The following is an 18,364-nucleotide window of genomic DNA, read 5'->3' as shown; positions in this document are numbered from 1 at the left end:
TGCCTTATGGCTTGCAGTGCCGCTACTTATAATAAAGTTACGACAGCGGCGGCCGAGCAGGCAGCCAAGGAAGGAAGAGAAAAGTGATGAAACTTCGGATTAAGGAGAGTCAGAACGGCTTGCCGGCATTAACGGTCAAGACCGGGGGCCTGGGGAAGACATTGCGCAGGGACTGGTTCCTGTATGCGATCCTTGTGCCTTTTGTATTATGGTATATCCTGTTTGCCTTTAAGCCGATGTACGGGCTGCAGATTGCCTTCAAGGATTACAGCGTTTTTCAGGGCATCGCGGGCAGTCCGTGGGCAGGCTTCAGCCACTTTGAAACATTCCTGCAGAGCGATTACTTCCTGCGGGTGCTGAAGAATACGCTACTGATCAGCTTGTACAGCCTGTTATTCGCATTTCCGGCGCCGATCCTGCTGGCATTGCTGCTTAATGATGTGAAGAACGCCATGTTCAAAAAAATGGTACAGACCATTACTTACCTGCCCCACTTTATCTCCGTTGTCGTTGTGTGCGGCATCGTAACCAATCTGCTCGCACCCGGCAACGGGATTGTTAACCTTCTGCTGGAGCAGTTGGGCTTCGAGAAAATTTATTTCCTCGCCGTGCCGGAGTATTTCCGCACCATCTTCATCTCGATGGGCATCTGGCAGGAAATGGGCTTCTCTGCCATTATCTACATTGCAGCGCTGGCAGGCATCAATACGGATCTCTATGAGGCGGCGGTGGTAGACGGAGCTAATAAATGGAAGCGCATGCTTAATGTGACCCTGCCGGGAATTCTGCCTACGATCATGATCATGCTGATTCTGAAGATCGGCAGTCTGCTGGAGGTCGGCTATGAGGCGATTATTCTGCTCTATCAGCCTGCAACCTACGAGACGGCAGACGTCATTAACAGCTATGTCTACAGGGAAGGGATCTTGAACGGCCGTTACGACATGGCTACAGCAGTCGGATTATTCAACTCGGTTGTGGGCCTGCTCCTCATTGTAATCTCTAACCGGCTCAGCAAAAAATACACCGGCAACGGTCTCTGGTAGGTGAAGAAATCATGACAGAAAGCCGCGGCGAAAAGATTTTTTACCGCTTTAATTATGTATTCCTGACGCTTCTGATGATCATTGTCCTGTTCCCTGTACTCTATGTGCTGTCCGCTTCCTTCAGTTCTCCGGATGCGGTGGTGTCGGGCCGGGTGATTCTGTTCCCCGTCGAGCCGACACTGGACGCTTATAAGGCGGTCTTCCGGGAGCCGACCATTTGGCTCGGGTACGCCAATACGCTCTTCTACACTGTCGCAGGTACACTGGTCAGCATGGTACTTACGATCTGCGGTGCATACAGCTTGTCCAAGCGCAGGCTCAAAGGCCGGAAGGCGATCAATCTGATGATATCCTTCACGCTTGTCTTCAATGCCGGCATTATCCCTATCTATATGAATTTCCGTAGCCTGGACATGCTCGATACGCGGAGTGCAATCATCTTCGGCTTCGCTATTTCGACCTTTAATGTTATTATCCTGCGCACCTTCTTCCAGTCTGTTCCCGAAGAGCTGGAGGAGGCAGCCCGCATTGACGGGGCGAGCGAGGCCACCATTCTGCTGCGGATTATGCTGCCCTTGTCCAAGGCTGCCTTGGCGACAGTTACGCTCTTCTATGCGGTAGGGCGCTGGAACGGATACTTCTGGGCTATGGTGCTGCTGCGCAGTGAGGACAAGGTGCCGCTGCAGGTGCTGCTGAACCGTCTGGTGGTACAGATGAAGCCGAGTGATTCCATGATGGTCACAGACAGCTCCTATCTGATTGCAGAAACGGTCATCTACGCCACGATTGTGGTTGCCGTTCTTCCGATGATGCTCTTCTATCCGTTTATCCAGAAGTATTTCGTACACGGAGTCATGATCGGTTCCATCAAGGGCTGAAGCCAGTAGCGGTGCTGCCAGGGAAGCCTTGACCGGAGGCGTACTTGTTTGCATAGAAAAGGGATAAGATATACTAGATAAAAGGGAGGATTATTGTACATGAAAAAGATGAAAAGCCTGCTGCTTGCACCAGCGCTTATGGCCGTCCTGGTATCAGGCTGCGGAGGCGGCAACGAGGGGGCAGCCCCATCCCCGTCAGCGAATGATTCAGGCGCTTCGCCTGCCGCCTCTGCTTCACCAGCAGCAAATGTGGAACCGCTAAACCTTAACTTCTATTATTATAGCCAGGCGCTTCAGATTAACGGCGATTTGCCGATTTTTCAGGAAGCGGCCAAGGCTACCGGCGTCACACTGAAGAATGTAGCTCCGACCGGAGGCGACGATGCCCAGGCCTGGAATCTGCTGCTCGCTTCGGGTGAACTGCCTGATATTGTGGCTTACCAGCTGTCCGGACTTAATAATATCGCTGTTCAGGGCGCGCTTGTGCCGCTGGATGACTTGCTGGCCGAGAATGCTCCGAACTTCAAGGCGTTCCTGGACGGGAACAAGGCGGTTAAGAGTGCTATCACTGCCTCAGACGGTAAGATTTATGTCGTGCCGTTCGTGTCAGACGGGGAAGCCCAGGAGGGCTGGTATATCCGTCAGGATTGGCTCGACAAGCTGGGGCTGAAGGCTCCGGCAACAGTTCAGGAGTACTACGAGGTGCTGAAGGCGTTCCGTGAACAGGACCCTAACGGAAACGGCAAGAAGGACGAGGTGCCTTTCTTCTCCCGCAATGCCACTTCCGGCTTCGCTTCCCTGTTTCCTCTGTGGGATGCCTCGCTGTCCTTCAAGCTGAAGGACAGCGAGATCGTATACGGGCCGAACGAGCCGGAGTATAAGACGGCTGTGACCGAGACAGCCAAGTGGTACAAGGAAGGGCTGATTGATAAGGAGATCTTCACCCGCGGCAATACCGCACGTGATATTCTCTTTGCGAATGATACCGGCGGTTCTGTGCATGACTGGTTCGCCAGCACCGCCAATTACAACAACAAGCTCCAGCCGACTCTGCCTAATTTCTCGCTGCGTCCTATCGCACCTCCGGCCAGCATCTCCGGCAAGATATTTGAAGTAACCAAGCGCAATCCGCTGGGCAACGATGCCGGCTGGGCGATTTCAGCGAATGCCAAGGACCCGGCGGCTGTACTGCGCTATATGGACTTCTGGTGGACTGAAGAAGGACGCCGTCTGCATAACTTTGGAATCGAAGGCGAAACGTACACGGTGGTGGACGGCAAGCCGGTATTCACCGAGAAGGTATTGAATGAGCCTGCTGTAGTCGATTATCTGATCAAGACCACGGGTGCCCAGTTGACGATCGGCGGACATCAGGATTTCGCCTACGAAGAGCAATGGACGAATAAGATCGCTCTCGAAGGCGTGAAAATGTATGTGGACAATGACTACTTCGCCCCGGAGTACCAGGTGCCGCAGCTGAGCTTCACCCTGGATGAAGACAAGAAGATTAAGGAGCTGTTCCCGCCGATCGAAACCTATGTGATGGAAACTTCGCAGAAGTGGTTCATGGGCGGAGAGGCAGTGGAGGGCAGCTATGACGCATTCGTTCAGCAGCTGGAGCAGCTGAAGCTGGATGAAGTACTGGAAATCTATAATACGGCTTACGCGCGTTATCTGGAACAACAATAATCAGTTCCGCCTCCTCCGGCCGGAGGAGGCTTTTGAAGGAGGAGGCACCTATGATCAAGCGGACATATACCATGGTCGTAATTGATGATATCCGCGCTGTCGTGAACGGGATCTCCCGGGATATGGACTGGAGCGAACTGGGGATAGACATCGTGGGCACGGCATCCAGCGGCGAGGGAGGTCTGGCGCTCGTTAAGAAGAAGCTGCCCGATATCATTGTGACGGATATCCGTATGCCCAGGCTTAGCGGCATTGAGATGATGCGGGAGCTGCGGCCGCAGCTCCCGCATGCCAAATTTATCTTCATCAGCGGCTATTCCGATTTCGATCATGCGCAGGAAGCGCTTCGTCTGGGCGCCTTCGATTATATCCTCAAGCCCTTCACGCCGAGGCAGCTGGCCGAAGTGGTGAAGAAGGCTGCGGAGGAGCTGGAGAGAGAGCGGCAGCACAGCGAGGAGCTGAGCGACATGCAGCAGAAGCTGCGGGAGAGCATGCCGTTATTGCGCCAGGAATACCTCAGCCTGCTGGTCCGCTTCTCGGCCCAACCGGAGACGCTGCGCAGGCGCTGGGAATTTCTGCAGATGGATATGCAGTCCTCTCCGCTCGCCGTCGTGGTGCTGGAGATAGACCATTTCGTACAGAAGAGCGAGGAGATTCCGGTCAATGATGCGGAGCTGCTGCGGTTTGCCGTGCAGAACATCGTAGAGGAGACTGTGCTCCGGATGGCCAAGGGAACGCTGTTCCGCGAATCGGTTCACCGCTTCGTGCTCATTGTCAACACAGGGGACGGGGCCAGCGCACTGGGAATCGCCGAGGAATGCCGGGAGAACGCCGAGCGTTACTCCAAATGCACGGTCTCGGCAGGCGTAAGTCGGACGGTTCAGGAGCTGGATGAGCTTCCCGTTGCCTATCAGCAGGCGGTAGAGGCACTAACCTACACATTCTATACCGGAGGCAACAGTGTATTCTTCTGGGAGCATATCACGCAGCGCCCCGAGGTGCTTCCGCGTCCTGATGCCGATCTGGAGAAGGAACTGGTCTATGCACTGCGCTCCGGCAATGCCGGGCAGGCCGAGAAGTTACTGCTGATGCTGCTGGAAACCGCCGGGAAGACAGAAGCCCTGCCTTCGCCGGACAGTGCGAAGGCGCTCTGTGTAGAGCTTGCCGCTCTGATCCGCAATGCGGTGCCTGAACTGCCCGGGAGTCCGGAGTTGCCTGAGTTAATGAAGGCATTGACCTCGCCCCGCGCAGTGCTGAGCGATCTGCGCGAATCGCTGAAGCAGCTGTGCAAGCTGAGCTGTGCGCAGGTCCAGTCCCGGCTGCAATTCAGCGCCCAAGAGGCGATTCAGGCGGCTATCCGCTACATTCGTGAGCATCTGCATCTCAATCTGCTGGTCGGCGACTATGCTGCCCATGTTCACCTGAGCACCAGCTATTTCTCCAACCTGTTCAAGAAGGTGACCGGGCTCTCTGTCGGCGCTTTCGTCATCCAGGAGAAGATGGAGCAGGCCAAGCTGCTGTTGGCCGGTGACCGGCCCATCGCCGAAATTGCCGAAAGCCTCGGCTATGAGGAGCGCTCCTATTTCAGCGATGTCTTTAAGAAAACGACCGGCATGACGCCCACGGAATTCCGGGCGGCCTATGGGCCCAGACAGGGCAACGGATGAGAAAGCCGATTTTGCGGACATTCCTGCACAATTCCACCTTCAAGACCAGGCTCTGGATCGGCATAGTGTCCATCGTGATTCTGGCGATCTGGGTTACAGGCGTCTCCTCACAATACCTGGCTTCGCGGCTTCTGGAGCGCAAGACGGCAGAGCTCAGCCAGATGATGATCGGCAAATCGGCCCAGGCGCTGGAGGAGAAGCTGCGCAAAGTCCGGCTGTCGGTCCTGACCTTTATGATGAGTCCGCCCTTCGAGGATATTCTCCGCGCCTCGCCGGGAACAGAGGCCAGCTACTATTCTTATTTCGCGCTGAACAACGCGCTGCAGGTGCCCCTGGTCCAGATGCAGCTAATCGAGCCATCCATTGATTCGGTGCTTGTGTCCACGCCCATTGGTGAATTCTATTCTGTCACCGGGGCGAAGCGGACGAATCTGGATTTCGCGGACACTCCGCTAAGCCGGATTATGCAGGAGAAGACGCTGCCGCTGTGGGTTCCGGCCCACCGTGACGGGCTGTTCGAGAACAGCGGCCGTGTCCTCAGCCTGCTGATTGAGCCGATCTCGGCCTACCGGGGAACCGATGTGCAGGTGGTCGTCAATGTGCGGGAGTCTGCCATCAAGGAATATGCCGAGACGAATGTGGTCGGCGACAGCGGAAGCATTGCAGTCATTGACGCAGCGGGTAATCCGGTGATGGATGAGCATTCCCGCTTCGTAGCCCCGATGCGGGAAGCGGCCTTCCAGAGCGAGGTTAACGCGGGGCGCAATCATTTTGAATACAGGTTCGAAGGGAAGGAATATCTGGTCAATTGGGCCAAGGTGACCTTTCCCGATAATTGGATGATCTTCTACTTCCAGCCCAAGGCTGTGCTGCTGAAGGATATCCGTTACATGTGGTGGGCCACCCTTGTTATCGTTCTCGCGCTCATTCCGCTGGCACTGATTCTGTCGAAGTGGATGACCGGCCTGCTGATCCGCCCTCTCTATCGGCTGCAGCGTCTGATGTCCCGAGCCGGTGACAATGATCTCTCCGTGCGCTTCTCCAGCGATTACAGGGATGAGGTGGCACAGGTGGGCGAACGCTTCAACATCATGCTGGTCAAAATTGAGCAGCTCATCCAGAACGTCACTGAGGCGGAGAAGCAGAAGCGCGTATCTGAGGTCAAGGCGCTACAGGCGCAGATTGATCCTCATTTTCTGTACAACACCTTGAATACGATTCTCTGGAAATCAGAATCCCGCAAGCAGGAGGATGTGAAGGAGATGATTGTCTCCCTGTCCCAACTGTTCCGGCTTGGGCTTAATAACGGCCATGATCTGACAACCGTAGCCAAGGAGGTAGATCATGTCAGCCGTTACTTAAGCCTGCAGCAGCAGTGCTACGAGGAGCTGTTCACCTATGAGATTACAGTGGAGGAAGGGCTGGAAGAGCAGCCGCTGCTAAAAATCCTGCTCCAGCCCCTGGTGGAGAACTCGATTCTCCACGGATTCAGGAGTGAAGGCCATACCGGACGGATCATCATCCGCGTGTACCGGGAAGGGACCTTCATCGTCTGTAAGGTGGAGGACAACGGGGAAGGCTTCGACAAGGAGAGGGTGGAAGCCGGACTTGTCGAAGCAGGCAGGCAGGAGCATGGCGGCTACGCTCTGCGGAATGTCTACACCCGGCTGCGCCTGCACTATGGGGACAAGGCCGCGATGGAGCTGGAGAGTGAGCCCTACAAGCTTACCGCCGTAACCCTCCGGTTTCCGGGAGAGTATGAAGATAACTAGGGCAACGGCGGAGAAGCCGCGCCGGGCAGGGTCCGGCAGGAACAAACTATGAATATCTGGAGGGATTGTGTTGAAACCGGAACGACTTATTTATACCTTCGTCAGCTACGCTGCCCATTATGATGCAGACTGGGGCAAGGGTGTCGCCCTTGACGGGATTGAGCGGACTGCGGAGCTTGCGCATAAATATGCGATTCCCGTAACCTGGATCGTCAACCGGGGCTCGATTCCGGTCCTGCGGGAACGGATCGGGGAATGGCATGCGACCTACGGCGATGATGTCATCCTGCAATGCCCCTTTTTCGAAGAGGAGGCTGGCTCCTCTAAGGAGGTGCTGAAGCGGCGGCTGGAAGAGGATTGGTCGCTGCTGCAAGAGGCCTTCCCATGGGCCACCACCAAGGTGGCCGCAAGGGGGAAGATTTACAATGAAGTGATTGAAGTGCTGGAAGAACTGGATTTTGAAGGCATGTGGGGATATTGCTATGAGCAGTTCTGGTGGGATGGCATCACCCATAAGGGCATTCCCTGGGGGTCCTGGTATGTGAACAGCGGGAGCTTCAAGGTGCCGCATTCCGGCCGGGGCCAGGTGGTGGCCTGTGAATGGACCGCCCGTGACCTGCATGCCACCTACCATACCGGCAGCCCAGTCATCTATTCCACGGATCCCAACGATGTGCTGCGCGCCGGTCTGTGTACGGGAGAGAATATCGACTACTGGAAGCATCTGTTCGATGAATATTTGTTCAATACGGATCATAACGGGCAGGTGTTTTTCCTCCAGCAGCAGGAAGGCCATGAGATGGAGTTCACAGACCGGTTCACTGTATTCCCGGCTTCCCATGTCGAGGAATGTGCAGGGATGCTGGATCTCTTTTTCAACTATATTACCAGCTATCCTATTACCTTAACGACTTTACCCCATGCTGTACGCCTGTATAAAGAGCAGAATGAATACACGGCACCATCTTATATGCTTACCCATGATTATCCGGTACGGCCAGAGGTTAACGAATACACCATGACTCTGGGCGGAGTGGGCTTCGGCCCTTGGCCGGAAACCTTTCTATACTATGATAAAGAGTGCCAGCTGTCCTTCGTGGAGGGAGAATGCAGGCCCCGTCTGCTGCGCAATTACATCGGCAAGCTGAACATGAACGATGATTTCACAGAAGCTGTTCCGCCGGTATTCGTGACGAAGTACCTGAAGACGGATACGGTGATTGAGCTTGAATATGAGATTGGGAGCAGCAGCGCTGTTCCGTTCGGGTTAGTGTACTGGGATGATCTGGCGGGCTATGAAGTCAGCGCATGTTCAGGCGGTGCTGAAGTTAAGCTGATTAAGGATAAGCTAGCCTTCCTCAGATTCAATCTGACCGGCGGCCGGCAGACAATCGGACTTACACTCCGCTTAAAAAGGAGGCTGGAAGGCCATGCATAAAGTACTGTGTGAACTCAAGGAGGATGAGCGGCTGTTCTTCGAACAGGCCCTGAAGTTTGCGGTAGGTAAAATTGAGCAGAATCTGCCCGTATATACGGAGCTGTTCCCGGCGTCGGCCAGCCAAGGTCTGGTCTATCCTGCGATAGAGAATATGGACTGGACGGCCAGCTTCTGGACCGGCATGGTCTGGCTGGCGTATGAATGGACCGGAGACAGCAGGTACCGGGAAGCGGCAGAAGAGCAGTTGGACAGCTTCCGGAGGCGGGTGGAGGAGCGGATCGCGGTGGATACGCATGATCTGGGTTTTCTGTACAGCCTCTCGGCGGTTGCTGCCTACCGGATTACCGGCAATCCGGCGGCGCGGGAGATGGCGCTGGAAGCGGCCGGACTGCTGGCGGACCGTTACTTTCCCGAGGCTGGAATCATTCAGGCCTGGGGAGATCTGAATGACCCGGCGCAGCGCGGCCGGATGATTATTGACTGCCTGCTGAATCTTCCGCTGCTCCACTGGGCTGCTGAAGAGACTGGGGACAGCGCCCTGGCATCCATAGCCCACCGACACGCCCGGCAATCGGCCCGGTATCTGGTCCGCCCCGACCATACCTCCTATCACACCTATTATATGGACGCGGAAACGGGTAAGCCGCTGTACGGCAACACTCATCAGGGATATGCCGATGATTCCTGCTGGGCGAGAGGGCAGGCCTGGGGCATATACGGCTTCGCGCTTGCCTACGCGCATACGGGCGATTCATCGCTGCTTGATGCCTCCAGGCAGCTGGCCGACTATTTCCTGGCAAAACTTCCGGCAGACGGCATTGTGTATTGGGATCTGATATTTACGGACGGCGACGGCCAGGAGAAGGACAGCTCGGCTGCTGCTATTACTGTCTGCGGGCTGCTGGAGCTGTTCCGGCAATTACCGGCTGACGATCCGGGTGCAGCCGAATACAGAGAAGCTGCCCTGGAGATGCTGGCTGTACTTGCTGAGCGGTACACAACGAAGGAGCATCCTCATTCAAACGGAATTCTGCTGCATGGTGTCTATAACAAACCACGGGGTTGGGGGATTGACGAATGCACCCTCTGGGGGGATTACTTCTACTGTGAGGCCTTGATGCGGGTGCTTGGAGAGTGGCAGCGTTATTGGTAGATAAGTTCTGGCGACCTGGATCGACAATTTTTATATATCATGATATATTATTATGTATGATACTGAAAAATGAATGTCAGGGGACCAAGAATGTTATGACTGAATCCACCTCTTCCAAGCCGATGTATGAGAAGATTTTTGATGAAGTGAAGGAGAGCATCCTTACAGAGGCTTATAAACCCGGAGAACGGGTTCCTTCCGAGAAAGAGCTGGCAGAAACCTATAAGGTCAGCCGTATAACCAGCAAGAAAGCACTTGAGATGCTTGCCGCCGAACGGCTGATTGTCCGCAAGCCCGGCCGCGGCTCGTTCGTAGCAGATGCTTCCACTGGGCTGCCTGACCCGGGGATGAACATCACAACCCCTGCTGCCATGAAGATTCACTCCGGTGACAAAACAGTCGGCCTGATCATCACCGACTTTGGCAACAGCTACGGGACGGGGCTGATCTACGGGATGGAGCAGGCTTCACGTGACAGTGACTGCTTCCTGGTGCTGCGGAGAACCTTTGGTATTCCGGAGAATGAGGAGCAGGCGATCCAGAAGCTGCTGAAACTGGGTGTGGACGGTTTGATTATTTTTCCGGCCCAAGGCGAGTATTTCAATGCGGAAATTCTGAAGCTGGTCATCAGGCGGTTTCCGCTCGTGCTGGTAGACAGACATCTCAAAGGAGTGGCTGCGGCATCCATCAGCTCCAATAATCTGGAGGCAGCCCTTGATGCGACGGAATATTTGTTTGACCTCGGGCATAGTCATATTTCATTTCTGTCTCCGCCTCCCGTGGATACCACTGCCGTGGAGGACCGGATTGAGGGCTTCATTCAAGCCCATGCCCAGCGGGGAGTCGTGGTGGACAAGGAGCTGTGGGTCAGTGATTTAACCTCGACGCTGCCAAAGTCTTTTAATACAGATAATATTGAACGGGACCTCTCGCGGCTTGTAACCCATCTGCAGAGCCATCCTTCAATCACGGCGTTATTTGCCATTGAATACAATATCGCGCTGCTCGCGAAGACTGCGGTGGAACGGCTGGGGCTGCGTGTACCTGAGGATATCTCCATTATATGCTTTGACAGTCCGCCGACACATCTGGGCAGCGGCTATGCCTTCACCCATATGCGGCAGAATGAAGAGGAGATGGGCCGGATTGCCCTGGAGAATGTGCTCAGTATTATGAACGGCCAATCCGTCCCCAATAAGGTGATGCTTGAAGCTGAGCTGGTTCCCGGGAATTCGACCGGCCCTGTCCGTCACAACAAGCTGCTGTAATCCGCAAACCCATTCCGCCGAATGGGTTTTTTTGGTGCGTTCAAATGGATCCGTCTCCGGTTCGGAGGTGAAGCTTGCAGTCTAGCAATTACAGTGCATTTCATATGTTAGTATATTATTATCTATAAATACATATTGACATATCATTTAAATACCAATATACTCATTTGTGAAAGCGCTTCATTGAATAAAAAGGAGGTCATTCCGACTGAAAGCGAGCAGGGGGCTAGCGGAAGATTAACTGGTGGAGCAAAGAGGCTGGCAGCCCTGGAACCTGTAACAGACAAATACAAATTAAGGGGATGAAGCAATGAAAAAAGGTTTGGTTACGGTACTCTCGGTGATGATGGTCGCCGCCTTGGCGGCGGGCTGCAGCGGCAATTCGGGACAAGAGAACGCTGCGAATGAGGGCAAAGCCGGAAGCGGCAGCAGCGGAAAGAAGACGGAGCTTACGTTCTGGGGCGACTGGGGCGGTGAAGGCCAGAAGCAGTTCGAGACCATGGTGGATGCCTTCAACAAATCACAAGACAAGATTCATGTCAAATATGTGCTGCAGCAGGATATGATCACCAAATTCCTGACTGCGGCTACGAATGGCGGCGCTCCCGATGTGCTGTTCTGGGACCGCTGGCGGACCTCGCTGTATGCTCCCAAGAACGTGCTGCATCCCGTGGATGAGTACTTAACGCGTGACGGTATCTCCAAGGATGATTTCTATAGCGAGTCATTGACCGAGCTCTCCTATGACAATAAGCTATACGGGCTTCCGCTGACCGTTGATGCACGGGCGTTATTCTACAATAAGAAGCTGCTGGACGAAGCGGGGCTGCAGCCTCCGGCTACCTGGGATGAACTGGAGCAGGCTGCTGCCAAGCTGACCAAGTGGAACGGCGACAAGCTGGAGGTGGCAGGCTTCTCCATGGGTGACCTTGGCTTGTTCAATATGTATCTCCAGCAGGCTGGCGGCCAGATGCTTACAGAGGATGGACAAACCAATTTCAATAATGAGCAGGGCAAGCAGGTGCTTGAATTCTGGGACCGCCTGATGAACAAAGACAAGGTGTATAAGGTTGGCTTTGAGCTGGGACTTGGCGAAGGGCAGGATGCCTTCGTTACAGGCAAGGTTGCCATGCTCTATTCCGGGCCCTGGATGCTCAGTACCTATAACAAATACGGTAAAGATCTCGATTATGGCATTGTACCGCCTCCTGCCGGACCGAACGGCGACAAGGGCAGTGTGATGGGCGGCTTCGGACTCGTTATTCCGGAAGGCTCCAAGCATCATGATGAAGCATGGGAATTCATTAAATGGTGGACAGCGAACAAGGATAATGCCTTGCTGTGGGCCAAGACCAGCCTGAATCTTCCGGGCTTCAAGCCTTCGATGGAAGATCCGTTTTTCCAGGACGACCCGCAGTGGAAGCCGTTTCTGGATACGCTGGAATTCGCCAAAATCCGTCCGGCGCATCCCGGATATTCTGTGATGGAGACCGATGCGCTTGCACCTAATCTTCAGCTCAACCAGCAGAACAAGCTGAGCATTGAAGATACCCTGAAGAAGGCTCAGGAGCAAGGAGACAAAATGCTGGAGGATAACGCGGTTGTTAAGTAGTCTGCCAGGGAACCTTGCCGGATGATGAGAGGGGGAGTTGTATGGCTTCCATGAGAAAAGTGGAACAGCACGAAGCCCGGACGGCCTATGTATTCATTACGCCTACAGTGCTGCTGTTCGCTGTATTTACAGTCATACCTGTTGTGATGGCTCTATATTTAAGCTTCACCAACTATGATGTGCTTAGCCAGAATGACTGGGTAGGCCTGGAGAACTACCGCCGTCTGATAGACGACAGTCTGCTATGGAAGACGTTCAAGAATGTGTTCTTGTACTCCATTATTTTTGTTCCGCTGAATATTATCATTTCCCTGCTGCTGTCGATGCTGCTGAGCAGGGCATGGCGGGGGGTTAAGCTGTTCCGCACCTTCTATTATTTGCCCACGCTGACCTCGGCGGTAGCGGCGGCGACCGTATGGATCTGGCTGCTGCATCCGGAATTCGGTCTGGTGAACGGCTTGCTGTCCTATGTGGGCATTACCGGCCCTGCCTGGCTGTCTGAGACAAGTACGGCCATGCTGTCCATTGTGATGCTCACCCTCTGGCAATCCGTGGGCTCCAACATGATTATTTATCTGGCCGGTCTGCAGGGTGTCCCGGATTATCTCTATGAATCGGCACGGCTGGACGGGGCGAACAAATGGGCCAGCTTCCGCTACATCACTTGGCCGCAGCTGCGGCCGACGACCTTCCTGGTCAGCACGATGGCGATTATTGGTGCGCTGCAGCTGTTTGACCAGGCCTTTGTGCTAACACAGGGCGGTCCGGCCAATGTGACCAAGACCCCGGTTTATCTAATCTATCAGCAGGGCTTCAATCAGCTGCAAATGGGCTATGCCTCGGCGCAGGCCTTTGTGCTTGCTGTAGCCATTCTTATTTTCTCGCTGATTAATATGCGGGTCTCCAAAGCGGAAGAGTCGATCATTTAGGGGCAGCTTGTCCAGGAAAAGGAGGTTCACAGGATGGGTGTTACTGGCGGTTCGGCCTTGAAGCAGGGCCTCTACAAGCTCATTTTTTATATTGTATGTATCCTTATAGCAGTTGTTATGTTTCTGCCGTTCTACTGGAGTCTGCTAACCTCGCTGAAGCCGGATGATGAGATTTTTGCGATGCCGATCCAGTGGTTTCCGAAGCATCTGACCTTTGAGCATTACCGCAAAGCCTTTTCAACGGTGCCTTTTGCGTTATTCTTCTGGAATTCGCTCGTGCTTGCCGTGTCGGGCGTGCTGGCCAACCTGTTTTTTGGATCACTTAGCGGCTATGCCTTTGCGAAGCTGAGATTCAGGCTGAACAAGCCGGTGTTCCGCGTGCTGCTGGCGGCAATGATGATTCCCGGCATTGTGACCATGATCCCGACAGTGTACGTGATGCGCCATATTCCGTTTGCCGGGGGCAATGATATTTTTGGCGGGGGCGGCAATGGGCTGATGAACTCGTTCTGGGGCATTATTCTTCCCGGGGCCTCCGGGAGCTTCGCGGTGTTCTTCATGCGGCAATTTTTTCTTACGCTCCCCAGTGACATGCTGGAGATGGCACGGATTGAGGGCTGCGGAGAATTTAAAATTTTTTGGCGGATTTATCTGCCGCTTACCCGTCCGGCGCTGGCTACCTTGAGCATCTTCACCTTCCAGGCCGGCTGGAACAGCTTCCTGTGGCCGATGATCGTGCTGAATGATCCGGATAAGGCAACGATTCAGATGGGCCTGCAGGCTTTTTCATATAATTTCCAGACAGACTATGGGCCGATGATGGCCGGGGCGCTGGTGGCAATTCTGCCGATACTGGTGCTGTTTCTAGCGCTGCAGCGTTATTTTGTACAGGGGATTGCCTTCAGCGGCATCAAAGGCTGAGCGATCTGCCGGAGGCAAATCATATACGGGGAGAGAGACCATATGAAGCAAATGGAGCTTGAACAATGGGCGGAACGGGCGGACTCGGCGCAGGAAGCGCTGGAGGTATTCTTCTGGAACGAAGCTATTGGAATGTATGATATTGAGACTCCTTGTCCAGATGGAGCATGTAATACGGTCTTTCATTACTGGTGGATGGCTCATGCCGTGGATGTACTGGTGGACGGTCTGCTGCGGACCGGGGCCGCCGGGTACCGTGAACGGCTATCCGCTCTGCATGCGGGGCTGCTCCGCCGCAATGACGGGGTATGGCCCAATGAGCTGTACGACGACATGGAGTGGATGGCCCTGGCCTGGCTCCGCGCTTATCAGGCAACGGGAGAGGCGTTATACAAAGAGACGGCCCTTATCCTCTGGACGGATATCAGAACCGGCTGGAACAGCCATTCAGGGGGCGGCATTGCCTGGCAGAAAACGCAGCTGGATTACAAGAACACCCCGGCGAATGCCCCGGCTGCGATCCTAGCCACCCGTCTGTATCAGGCTTTTGGAGATCCGCAGGACCTGGAGTGGGCGCATGCGCTGTATGACTGGCTGCAATCCCATCTGGTGGACCCGGACACGGGCTTCGTCTGGGATGGGATGAACCGTACCGGTGACGGCGGGATCGATAAGGATTGGAAATATACCTACAATCAAGGTGTGTATATCGGTGCGGCTATCGAGCTATACCGGATTACCGGGAACCGTGACTATCTTGAGGAAGCGCGGCGCACCTTCGCCGCAGCGGTCAAGGAGCTGGCTGGCCCGCATGACGGCATACTTCCGGATGAAGGCGGCGGCGATGCCGGTCTCTTCAAGGGCATTCTGGTCCGCTATGCGGCAGAACTGGCATTAGCCGAGCCGGAAGACGGAGTCGCTGCGGCCTTCCTGCGCAGCAACGCAGAGATGCTGTGGAGCCAAGGGAAGGCGGCAGACCAGGTTCTCTTCGGACCCGATTGGAATACGGCACCTTCGGGCGTTGTTCAATTGAGCACCCAGCTGAGCGGCATTAAGCTGCTGGAACGGATGGCTGTGCTTACAGGGACCAGGCAGCCGAATGCTCAACCCTCATTTTAAATAGGAGGAGCTGGCTTATGGATCATTATAACGGGACAGCATTAGCAGAGAACTGGGCAGCACGTGCGGACTGGCTTCAAGACTCCCTCTGGCGGCGCTACTATAATGCGGACAGCGGAATTATGGACCAATGGTACCCGCAGGAATACAGCCGGCCAGGTGACAATTTCTACTACTGGTGGCAGGCTCATGTCATTGATGCGCTGACCGATGCTTATGAACGGACGGGGGATTCCAAATATGCCGAACGCATCCGTAGTCTGAGCCGCAGCTTACACGCCTATAACGGCGGGACGTTCACGCATAATTATTATGATGATATGGAATGGACTGCCCTTGCGCTGCTGCGGGCCTATCAGGCTACCGGCGAAGCGGAATATCTGAGTGCTGTGCTTGAATTGTGGGCTGATATTCAGACGGCCTGGAATGAGCACTGCGGGGGAGGGATGGCCTGGAAAAAGGATCAGCTCGATTACAAGAACACGCCGGCGAATGCCCCGGCCGCTATTCTGGCCGCCCGCCTATACTCGCTGCTTGGACAGGAGGAGGATCTGAACTGGGCGATCCGGATTTACCGCTGGAACCAGGCGAATCTGGTTGACCCTGACAGCGGGTTCGTATGGGATGGAATCAACCGCCAGGGGGATGGGCAGATAGATTACGACTGGGAATTCACTTATTGTCAGGGAGTGTTCATGGGAGCGGGGATCGAGCTCTGCCGTGTCACCGGCGATTCCGGCTATGCCGCAGATGCCCGACGGACCGCTGAGGCCTGCATCGACCGCTTATGCCACGCTGAATCTATGCTGCTGCCTGATGAAGGCATTGACGATACCGGATTATTCAAGGGGATTCTGATCCGTTATCTGGTACAGCTGGAGCAGCATTTCCCCGGAAATGACCGGGTCCGTGAAGTCATATGGGCCAATGCCCGTATGCTCTGGGCGAAAGGGCTGGACCGGACGCTGGGGCTGTGCGGACCCTCCTGGGAGCAGGTTCCCGTGTTGCCGGTACAGCTCAGTGTTCAGCTCAGCGGTCTGATGCTGCTTGAGGGAGCAGCCAAGCTTTAAGCATTAGCCCATTGCCGACTGACGGTTATGGACGAAATGTACAAATGAAGGGGGTACCCGGAAATGTTCATCTGGAAGAAAGTAAGAACGGCCGCTGTTCTCTGTCTATTGTCCCTGTCTCTGACTGTGCCTGCTCCAGGTGCTGGAGGTACGGCAGAGGCTTTTACCGTATCCAATGCTGATGCTGCAATGAACTCATTCGTGCAGGTATTCTATGATTCTTCCGCCAAATACTTCTATACGAACAGCGATCATCTGATTCATTCCGAACATGCCCACGGACCGGATGGGGGGCTCTACACCGATTTCTGGTGGGAGGCACAGCTCTGGGAGACCGTAATGGATGCCTACGAACGTACGGGCAGCAATGTCTACCGCACGATGATTGATGACATTTACACCGGATTCAACGCCAAATACCCGGATATGATGACGAATCCGTTCAACGATGACCTGGGCTGGTGGGCGCTGGCCTGCGCAAGGGCCTATGAACTGACTGGAACCACGGAGTATCTGAACCGTTCCAGCTTCCTGTTTGGCCAAATCTACAACGAATGGGACGGCGCGTACGGCGGCGGCATCTGGTGGAGAAGGGATGCGCATGTACCGGGCCAAGCCAATGCCCAGAAGAATATGGCCACGAATGCCCCGATGGTCATGACCGCAGTCAAGCTGTATAGCGCCTACAATGATAATGCTTATCTGACCAAAGCTACTCAAATCTATAACTGGACCAAATCTACCCTGGTCAATGGCAGCAAAATCAATGATCATATTGAAGGTACGGGCAGCGGTCTCATTAAGGATTGGGATTTCACTTACAATTACGGAACGTTCCTGGGGGCGGCTGTATCCCTATATCAGGCTACCGGAGCTTCCGCCTACCTAACGGATGCCAACAATGCAGCCGGGTATGCCGTTAATAAAATGGTCTCCGCCCAGACTCTGTTGTATGAAGGGGAGAATGATGCTGCGGGTTTCAAAATGGTCTTTGCCCGCAATCTGAACCGTCTCCGTACGCTGGGCGGACAGCCGCAATACTTAAGCTTTCTTCAGCAGAATGCAACGCAGGCCTGGAATCACCGCCGCATGAGCGACGGAATCATCGGCAGCGACTGGCTGCGTAATACGGGTACTTCCTATGTGCAGAGCCTGGCTGCCGCTGCGGGCGCTTCCGTTCTGCAGCTCGTTCCCGCTGACGGCTACACCGGATACATTGCCGGTAACGGGGCTTATGAAGCGGAGAACGCTGCGCGGACGCTGGCGGGCGGAGGCGGCATGATTAATGAGAGCACCAATGCCGGATTCACAGGAAGAGGGTATGTCGGGGGTTGGAACACAAGCGGCACCTCCATTGATTTCTATGTCAACCAGAATACGGCCGGAACCAGAACCGTTACCTTCCGCTACGCGGCAGGGGCAGGCAATGCTTCCCGCTTCGTAAAAGTGAACGGCACGGTTGTAGCCTCCAATCTGGTGTTCAATTCGACATCCAGCTGGAGCGCATACGGAACGGTGTCGGTCACGGTACCGCTGAACGCAGGCTCTAATACCATCCAATTGGGGTATAACAGTGCACTGGGAAATACGAACTATCTTAATGTTGATTTGCTTAGCGGGCTTTGATTTTTGCGGGCGACGCTGGAGTTTCTGGGTCCTGAGGTAATATTGCAGCACAAGGGAGCGCCATACGGCGCTCCCTTGTGCTTGCTTATTGGTTCTAGTAGAGCGTCAGATTTAAACTAGTGGATGGAGCTCTATAATGCCTGAAGGAGTACAGAATGGAGATGCGATATATCTCC

14 protein-coding genes are annotated in these 18,364 nt (G+C 54.6%); all 14 read left to right on the top strand.

Annotation, left to right across the window (positions count from 1 at the left end; all coding sequences use genetic code 11):
* The first annotated feature begins 86 nt into the window (after positions 1 to 86).
* Positions 87 to 1,046, top strand: coding sequence for an ABC transporter permease (locus KDC22_RS26520; RefSeq protein WP_211720915.1), 960 nt, complete (start codon positions 87 to 89; stop codon positions 1,044 to 1,046).
* A gap of 11 nt (positions 1,047 to 1,057) precedes the next feature.
* Complete coding sequence (locus KDC22_RS26515) at positions 1,058 to 1,924, top strand: carbohydrate ABC transporter permease (protein ID WP_076079419.1); 867 nt, start codon at positions 1,058 to 1,060, stop codon at positions 1,922 to 1,924.
* A gap of 99 nt (positions 1,925 to 2,023) precedes the next feature.
* Positions 2,024 to 3,613, top strand: a complete 1,590-nt coding sequence (locus KDC22_RS26510) for an extracellular solute-binding protein (protein ID WP_211720914.1) — start codon at positions 2,024 to 2,026, stop codon at positions 3,611 to 3,613.
* Positions 3,614 to 3,663: 50 nt separating this feature from the next.
* Complete coding sequence (locus KDC22_RS26505) at positions 3,664 to 5,280, top strand: response regulator (protein WP_211720913.1); 1,617 nt, start codon at positions 3,664 to 3,666, stop codon at positions 5,278 to 5,280.
* Positions 5,277 to 7,052: a cache domain-containing sensor histidine kinase gene (locus KDC22_RS26500; RefSeq protein ID WP_211720912.1), complete on the top strand. Its 1,776-nt coding sequence runs from the start codon at positions 5,277 to 5,279 to the stop codon at positions 7,050 to 7,052. Before KDC22_RS26505 ends, KDC22_RS26500 begins: the two co-directional genes overlap by 4 nt.
* A 70-nt stretch (positions 7,053 to 7,122) precedes the next feature.
* Complete coding sequence (locus tag KDC22_RS26495; protein ID WP_211720911.1) at positions 7,123 to 8,490, top strand: hypothetical protein; 1,368 nt, start codon at positions 7,123 to 7,125, stop codon at positions 8,488 to 8,490.
* Positions 8,483 to 9,643, top strand: coding sequence for a glycoside hydrolase family 88 protein (locus KDC22_RS26490; protein WP_211720910.1), 1,161 nt, complete (start codon positions 8,483 to 8,485; stop codon positions 9,641 to 9,643). The genes KDC22_RS26495 and KDC22_RS26490 overlap by 8 nt, the downstream gene beginning before the upstream one ends.
* Before the next feature lie 95 nt (positions 9,644 to 9,738).
* A complete protein-coding gene (locus KDC22_RS26485; RefSeq protein ID WP_211720909.1) occupies positions 9,739 to 10,911 on the top strand; it encodes a GntR family transcriptional regulator in 1,173 nt (390 codons plus the stop codon).
* A gap of 310 nt (positions 10,912 to 11,221) precedes the next feature.
* Entirely contained in the window at positions 11,222 to 12,523 is a 1,302-nt protein-coding gene (locus KDC22_RS26480) for an ABC transporter substrate-binding protein (protein WP_211720908.1), read from the top strand.
* Between the two features lie 41 nt (positions 12,524 to 12,564).
* Positions 12,565 to 13,452 (top strand): carbohydrate ABC transporter permease, encoded by an 888-nt coding sequence (locus KDC22_RS26475; RefSeq protein ID WP_211720907.1) that lies wholly within the window; start codon positions 12,565 to 12,567, stop codon positions 13,450 to 13,452.
* Positions 13,453 to 13,485: 33 nt separating this feature from the next.
* Positions 13,486 to 14,373: a carbohydrate ABC transporter permease gene (locus tag KDC22_RS26470; protein ID WP_173132356.1), complete on the top strand. Its 888-nt coding sequence runs from the start codon at positions 13,486 to 13,488 to the stop codon at positions 14,371 to 14,373.
* 42 nt (positions 14,374 to 14,415) lie between these two features.
* Positions 14,416 to 15,492, top strand: coding sequence for a glycoside hydrolase family 76 protein (locus tag KDC22_RS26465; protein ID WP_343221803.1), 1,077 nt, complete (start codon positions 14,416 to 14,418; stop codon positions 15,490 to 15,492).
* Between the two features lie 17 nt (positions 15,493 to 15,509).
* On the top strand, positions 15,510 to 16,562 hold the full coding sequence (locus KDC22_RS26460; RefSeq protein WP_211720906.1) for a glycoside hydrolase family 76 protein: 1,053 nt from the start codon (positions 15,510 to 15,512) through the stop codon (positions 16,560 to 16,562).
* A 63-nt stretch (positions 16,563 to 16,625) separates the two neighbouring features.
* Complete coding sequence (locus tag KDC22_RS26455) at positions 16,626 to 18,188, top strand: glycoside hydrolase family 76 protein (RefSeq protein WP_211720905.1); 1,563 nt, start codon at positions 16,626 to 16,628, stop codon at positions 18,186 to 18,188.
* The last annotated feature ends 176 nt before the right edge of the window (positions 18,189 to 18,364 follow it).

It is taken from the genome of Paenibacillus tritici, assembly GCF_018207515.1.
Classification (GTDB): domain Bacteria; phylum Bacillota; class Bacilli; order Paenibacillales; family Paenibacillaceae; genus Paenibacillus_AQ; species Paenibacillus_AQ tritici.
The sequence above is the reverse complement of the archived record's forward strand: the minus strand, read 5'-3'. Positions and strand labels throughout refer to the sequence as shown.